5 protein-coding genes are annotated in these 6,583 nt (G+C 53.3%); 4 read left to right on the forward strand and 1 reads right to left on the reverse strand.

The features are described 5' to 3' along the window. Positions 1-41: 41 nt before the first annotated feature. The 3 genes from VB741_RS10795 to VB741_RS10805 all read left to right on the forward strand — a co-directional run bounded on the left by VB741_RS10795 (position 42) and on the right by VB741_RS10805 (position 3,656). Entirely contained in the window at positions 42-659 is a 618-nt protein-coding gene (locus VB741_RS10795; RefSeq protein ID WP_323365179.1) for an L-threonylcarbamoyladenylate synthase, read from the forward strand. Positions 660-724: 65 nt separating this feature from the next. After that, entirely contained in the window at positions 725-1,666 is a 942-nt protein-coding gene (locus VB741_RS10800; RefSeq protein WP_323365180.1) for a sensor histidine kinase, read from the forward strand. Positions 1,667-1,742: 76 nt separating this feature from the next. Beyond that, a complete protein-coding gene (locus tag VB741_RS10805; protein WP_323365181.1) occupies positions 1,743-3,656 on the forward strand; it encodes a two-component system response regulator in 1,914 nt (637 codons plus the stop codon). A 3-nt stretch (positions 3,657-3,659) separates the two neighbouring features. Here the strand turns inward: VB741_RS10805 and VB741_RS10810 are convergent, their stop codons facing one another. Beyond that, positions 3,660-5,384, reverse strand: a complete 1,725-nt coding sequence (locus VB741_RS10810) for a cation:proton antiporter (RefSeq protein ID WP_323365182.1) — start codon at positions 5,382-5,384, stop codon at positions 3,660-3,662. 96 nt (positions 5,385-5,480) lie between these two features. Between VB741_RS10810 and VB741_RS10815 the strand changes: the two genes are divergently transcribed. Then, entirely contained in the window at positions 5,481-6,245 is a 765-nt protein-coding gene (locus VB741_RS10815) for a DUF429 domain-containing protein (RefSeq protein ID WP_323365183.1), read from the forward strand. Positions 6,246-6,583: the final 338 nt, after the last annotated feature.

Here is a 6,583-nt window from a genome sequence, read left to right on the forward strand (position 1 = left end):
TATAGGCATTCAGTTAACCCAGTGGGTGGTGGAGATAATCGATGCCCTATGTGTCCCTTCAGGACTATGTGAAAGCTGCTCGCGGGGATGGTGTCATTGCCCTCCCCACGGACACCGTCTGGGGGTTGGCGGTAAATCCTGAACACAGTTCTATTCTGTATGAATTGAAGCGGCGCAGTCCAGAAAAGTCCCTGATTTTGCTAGGGGCCAGTGCCCCTGACCTGTGGCCCTATGTCTCCGATGTTGCCATGGACGGGGATCAGTGGCAGGCCATTACCGACCAACACTGGCCCGGGCAGCTAACCCTGGTCATCCCGGCCAGTGCCCAGGTGCCCCTGGCCATGCATCTCACCACCCCCGACACCATTGGAGTGCGGGTACCCAACCATCCGGTGGCCCGGCAAATTTTAACCCTGACGGGGCCATTGGCCACCACCAGTGCCAACCTGTCGGGTCAGCCTCAACTGATGGGAGTAGACCAGGTGTTAGACCAGTTTCCCCAGGTCTATGGCTTAGAAATTTGCGCTTTACAAGAACTTGTTGGGGCTTCAGGGGCTTTAGCATCTAGCCTGCCCGTCCCATCCGGCATGCCCTCCACCGTTGCCCGCTGGCAGTTAGACCATTGGGAGATTTTACGTCAGGGAACGGTTTATTTGTAGAGTATAGGTAATGAGGGTTTGGTTGATTCATCTTTAATACAAAAGTACTTATCACTATATTTCCTATGGATTGGCAAGCGGCAATATTGATCGGGGTGGGCTATCTTGCTGGGATAGTCACCGCTAGACTGAGCCGGACCCAACCGTTGTCCACTCAGGTTCCCCAGTCCGATGGGGTGATATCCGATGGTCTGATATCCGATGGCGTTACTCCTCTTGAGCTCGCCTCTCCAAAGGACTCTGATGATGAGCCAGACCCTGCCCCCGCGATCCAAGGTACTTCCCCCCAAGATCCCCAAACCCTGGCCTACGAACGCCTGAGCCAGTTAGAACGGTTTAAAAGTGGGTTTCTTGCCCGTTCGGCCCATGAGTTGCGATCGCCCATCAATAGCGTCATTGGTCTACATCAGCTAATCTTAGAAGGGCTGTGCGAAACCCCAGAAGAGGAAAAACAATTTACTGGCGAAGCTAAAGAGGCTGCCTATAAGGTTTTACAGCTGTTTGATACGATCATTGCGGCTTCCAAACTCGACATTGGTCGAGAGATCCCCCGGCTGGAACCTATTGCCTTAGCTTCCTTATTTAAAACCCTCCAGGAACTGACCCATATGCAGGCGGCCCATAGCAATCTCCGCCTCACCTTTAAGCCGACCGACCTGTCGGTATGTAGCGACATCAAGTGGCTACAAATGATGCTGATCAGTCTAATTGATGATGCTATTACCGCTACAAAGCTGGGGGATATTACCCTGGGGGCCTATGCCGAGGGTGATCAGGTCCTACTCACTCTAGAGGCCGATCGTCCTGTTAGCGATCTCAATGTGCGGTTAGACACCTCCCTCTACGGACGTGAAGTGGATTTGAGTAATCTCTCCTCGGTTTATCTTTCCACCGGTTTGACCTTGGCCATCGCCCAAGAAATGGTGACAGCGCTCAATGGAGAACTGGTGTTACCGGCGGCAGAAGACACGTCTATAATTACGATCAAGCTACCGATCGCTAGTTAGGGCCACTAAAGTCTAGTCTAAAGATAATAGCGGTTTAATTCGTTTGTTCCCGACCCATAACGTTGATCCTACTCCGATGGTCTTGCGTCATCAAGTTCGCAGCCCATCCAAAATCTTGATTGTTGATGATATCCTCAGCAATCTCCGGTTACTATCCATGGCCCTCAGCCAAGCTGGCTACGATGTAATTAATGTCACCAGCGGCACCAGGGCTATGATGATGATGGCCTCTGAGCGACCGGATCTGATCTTGCTGGATATTCAAATGCCCGACCTGGACGGGTTTTCCGTTTGTCGTCAGCTGCATGACAACGAAGCCACCGCCGATATCCCGATTATTTTTATGAGTGCCCTAGCCCAGGTGCCCGATAAATTAAGGGCGTTTTCGGTGGGTGCGGCAGACTACATTACTAAGCCGTTTCAACCTGCTGAAGTCTTGGTGCGCATAGCCCATCATTTAGAATTGGGGTATCTCAGGCGAACGCTCAAAACCCAAAATCAAAAGCTTCGCATCATACTACAGCAGTATGAATTGGCTGAAGCCCAAATTCATCAAACTAATCAAGAGCTTGAACAGCGGGTGCTCACCCGGACCAATCAGCTCCATAAGGCCATGTGCATCCTTCAGCAAGAGAGCCATGAACGGCAGCAGGCCCAAGCCAAGCTGATGCACATGGCCATGTATGACTCCCTGACGGGGTTGCCTAACCGCACCCGATTGATTGAACTCTTAGAGGAAACGGTGACTCAAAATCCGTTCCCGCTCAACCCCCAGCCCTTACAGAGTCGGTGGTCAGCCCTATTAATGTTAGATTGCGATCGCTTTAGAACCATTAACGATACCCTGGGCCATTTGCAGGGCGATCGGTTGCTGATGGAAATTGCGGCTCGGATCCTGGTCTCGGTACCGACCCATGGTGTGGCGGCGCGGCTGGCGGATGATAAATTTGCCATCCTGCTTCCCATGGGAACTACTCACACCGTCATCACCTCATTGGTGCAACGGTTACAACAGAGAATCGCTGCCCCCATTGCCCTGGGGGACCACGAAATTACCATTAGCGCCCATGTGGGGGTAGTGCTGGTTGACTCCAGCTACTGCCATGCCGAACATGTACTGCGAGATGGCTCCCTGGCATTGATTCAAGCCAAACAAAAACCTGAAGGTTGGCTGGTCTTCCAGCCTGAAATGCATCGACGAGCCCTCCATCGCCTCACCTTAGAAAGTCAGCTGCGCCAAGCCCTCCGCCAACAGCAGCTGCAGGTTTTTTATCAGCCCATTGTGACCCTCACCTCCCCGACGACTGCCGCACCCATTGTGGGATATGAAGCCCTGGTACGGTGGCAGCCTGAGGGCACCTCTGACTTTTTGTCCCCAGCCGATTTTATCCCCCTGGCGGAGGAAAGTGATCTGATTTCTCAGCTGGGAAACTGGGTGTTTCGTACGGTTTGTGAACAGCTCAGCCAGTGGCACCGAGCCTATCCTTTGCAGAAAATTCCCTTTGTTAGCGTTAACTTTTCGGTGCGGCATTTGCAGGGGGAACAGTTTGTGCAACAGATTGACACTGTCTTGAAACAGACTCAGGTGCAGCCCGCTTGGCTTAAGTTTGAAATCACAGAAAATCTCTTAATCGGTGATACCCAGGCGGTGTTTGAAACCTTGGCCCAGCTCAGGCGCTGGGGCATTCAAATCAGCATTGATGACTTTGGGACCGGGTATTCCTCCCTCAGCTATCTCAAACAGCTACCGGTGGATACCTTGAAGATTGATCGGGCCTTTATTAAGGATATGAAGTCCGACCGTGACAATCTTAAAATTGTTGAGGCGATTGTGCAGTTAGCTCAGGTGCTTGACCTCGATGTTGTGGCGGAAGGGATTGAAACCGAATGGCAGGCACAACAACTGATCAACCTCGGCTGTAGCTATGGCCAGGGCTATTTGTTTTCACAACCGTTAGATCGCATCGCCGCCTGGAACCTCTTATGCTGAGGGCTATTTACCTTCTCGAATGCTGAGATAGCGATTAAGCCGAATGGCTTCCATGGTGGTTTGAATATCCATGGGGGCCTTGCCCAGGATTTTGAGCAGGTGGGAGCCTAGCTCTAGGGCGGCTTCGAACTCTGGCTGCACCACTTCTCTCGCTCCGGCCTGGGTGAGACTATCAATCTCAGCGGTGATGTGGGCCCGGGCAATCACATCTAAATCGGGGGCAATGGCCAGGGCTCGCTTCAACAATAGTCGGGTACTGGTGGGGGCTGGCAGGGTAATCGCCAGGGCCAGCGCTTTGTCCAAATGGGCCTTGTCTAAAATTTGTTCCGAGTCGGCATCGCCCAGAATGTAGGGAATCTGCCGATGGCGCAGGGTTTGGATGGCCGCCTCATTATTTTCAATCACCAACACCGGGTGGTTCTGTTGCCGCAAAATGTTGACCACCACCTGCCCCACACGACCATAGCCGGCTACCACAATGTGGTGGGTCAGGGCATCCTCAATCCAGACCTGTTGGGGAGATTCCCAAAGGGTGAGAAACCGCCCGAGGTGAGGGGACTTGAGCAGGGTTTCGGCAATGGGGTTGGCGGACTCAAACAAGAAGGGGGTAAACACCAGGGTAATGGCAGTAGCACCTAACAACAACAGATAGGTTTGTTCTGAAATTAAGTTGTTGTCTAGACCCACCAGAGCTAACACAAAGGAGAATTCTCCGATTTGATTGATGCCGAGACTGGTGCGCAAGGAGGTTTTAAATGAATAGCCAAAGGACAGCACCACCGGCAGCACAATTAAGGCTTTACCCACCATGGTCAGGGCAACCAGCCCCAGGATAATGCCCGCATTTTGAATTAAAATCTGCGGGTCGATCAGCATGCCGATGGAGGTAAAAAACAAACAGGCAAAAGTATCCCGCAAGGGCAGAAACCGGCTGAGGGCATGGTCGGCATAGTCGATTTCCGCAATCATTAATCCGGCGGCAAAGGCTCCAATTTCAATGGAGAGACCTAGACGGGCGGTGATTAGGGCCACCGATAGGCATAGGGCCAGGAGGGTGAGCAGAAATAACTCATCACTTTCGGTGCGGGCCACGGCGCGAATAATGCGGGGCACTAGCCAGTAGCCTGCTGCGATCGCACCCCCAATAAACCCCACCACCTTGAGGAGGGCCAGCCCCAGAATCGGCAGCAGCGACCCCTGAGAATTTAAGGACGGCACAATGGCCAACATCACCCCCAGGGCGAGATCCTGGGCAATCAAAATCGCCAACATAATCTGACCGTGGCGGGTATTGGTTTCCCCCCGTTCCGTCAGGGTTTTGAGCACAACCGCCGTGGAGGAAAGGGACAGCACCGCCCCCAGGAAAATACCTTGGGTCAGGGAGGTGGCCCAGCCCAAGAGGCAGGTAATGGTGGCCACCGCAGCAGTGGTAATGCCAATCTGGAGCACACTGCCCTGGATCGCTACATTCCGCACCCGGTTGAGTTCTGCTAAGGAAAACTGCACCCCCAGAGAAAAAAGTAAAAACGCCACCCCCAGCTCGGCTAGCCCCTGAATGGCCTCGGTATCATTCACCAATCGCAGTCCCAGGGGACCGATCATCAGACCCGCCAGCAGATACCCCAGTAAAACCGGTTGCTTCAAACGGTTGCTCAGGTAGCCACCCAGGGCGGAAGCCCCCAGGACCGTAGTGAGATCGAGAATAAATCCACTAGTTGCAGCAGCCATCGGGTATGGAAAAAGTAAGAGTGATAGAAAGACATCAAGCCAGGGACAATTTCAGGCTGTATTTTGAGGGAATAGCCCAGTTTAGAAGTGGAAACTATGCGTTTTTTAGGGATTGATCTGGGTTGGCACACCGGACCGACGGGCGTTTGCTGTCTGCAACTGACCGCCAATGGCCTATCGCTGATGGCCCTAGATCGTCTGGCCACCCATGGCGATGTGCTGGCCTGGGTTATGGCTCAGGCCCCGGCCCCGGTCCCTGCCATGGTGGCCGTCGATGCCCCCACCATTATCCCCAATCCCACGGGAATGCGACAGCCCGATCGTCTGGCCCACCAATATTTCGGCAAGTACCATGCCGGTTGCTATCCCGCCAATCAAGCCTCCGCCTTTGCCCCCCGGCTGCTGGCCTTTAGCCAAGCCCTGGCTGACCAAGGCTTTACCCATGCCCCCACCCTAGAACCCCAGCAACCGGGCCGTTATCAGATTGAGTTTTTCCCCCATCCGGCCATGGTTCACCTGTTTGGTCTGGCTCGCATTATCAAATACAAAAAAGGCCCCATTGCCCAGCGGCGGCAAGAACTGGAGCGGTTGCGATCGCTCATCCTCCACCATCTACCCCGTCACACCCCACCGCTAGCCGTGGAGGATCTCCCCCCCATTCCCCAACAGGGTCCAGCCTTAAAAGCAGTGGAAGATCAGCTAGATAGTATGCTCTGCGCCTATGGGGCCGCCCACTGGTGGTATTGGGCCCACCAGCGAAACCAGGTGCTAGGCAGCCTGGAAACCGGCTATATAGTCGTGCCAGCCCCCTACGATGTGCGCGACTACCAACCTGCAACAGTTCCCCTGGGTGGCGGTTAAGAGTGCCCAGGGGAATTCTTCTACACCCAGTTAGATATCAGTTAGATAGTCATGGGCCAACCATGGGCAATATAAGCCCATGGAAAACCAGTGTAATTAATTCAGGTTGTGGATTTTTTCGACCCAGAGAATCATGGAACAGAGGATATACCGGGCGTATCCAGGTGTTATGGGACCCTCTACAAAAAAGAAAAAAGGGATGGGATAATAGTCCCGTCCCAATCAAAAAACTTAGTCATGATTGTATCGTCTATCGAAGAGATCTGTCAGCAACTCCCAGAATGGTCTGAGCAATGGACCGTTTTTGAACAAGCCGAAAGCCTAGCAGGGAAAGTCTG

Source organism: Leptothoe sp. PORK10 BA2 (genome assembly GCF_034932105.1).
In the GTDB taxonomy this organism is placed as follows: domain Bacteria; phylum Cyanobacteriota; class Cyanobacteriia; order Phormidesmidales; family Phormidesmidaceae; genus Leptothoe.

What these genes read in the sequence shown, in the direction of transcription:
- VB741_RS10810 (WP_323365182.1), bottom strand. Translation starts at nt 5,384, where the DNA reads ATGGCTGCTGCAACTAGTGGATTTATTCTCGATCTCACTACGGTCCTG.
- VB741_RS10805 (WP_323365181.1), top strand. Translation starts at nt 1,743, where the DNA reads ATGGTCTTGCGTCATCAAGTTCGCAGCCCATCCAAAATCTTGATTGTT.
- VB741_RS10815 (WP_323365183.1), top strand. Translation starts at nt 5,481, where the DNA reads ATGCGTTTTTTAGGGATTGATCTGGGTTGGCACACCGGACCGACGGGC.
- VB741_RS10795 (WP_323365179.1), top strand. Translation starts at nt 42, where the DNA reads ATGCCCTATGTGTCCCTTCAGGACTATGTGAAAGCTGCTCGCGGGGAT.
- VB741_RS10800 (WP_323365180.1), top strand. Translation starts at nt 725, where the DNA reads ATGGATTGGCAAGCGGCAATATTGATCGGGGTGGGCTATCTTGCTGGG.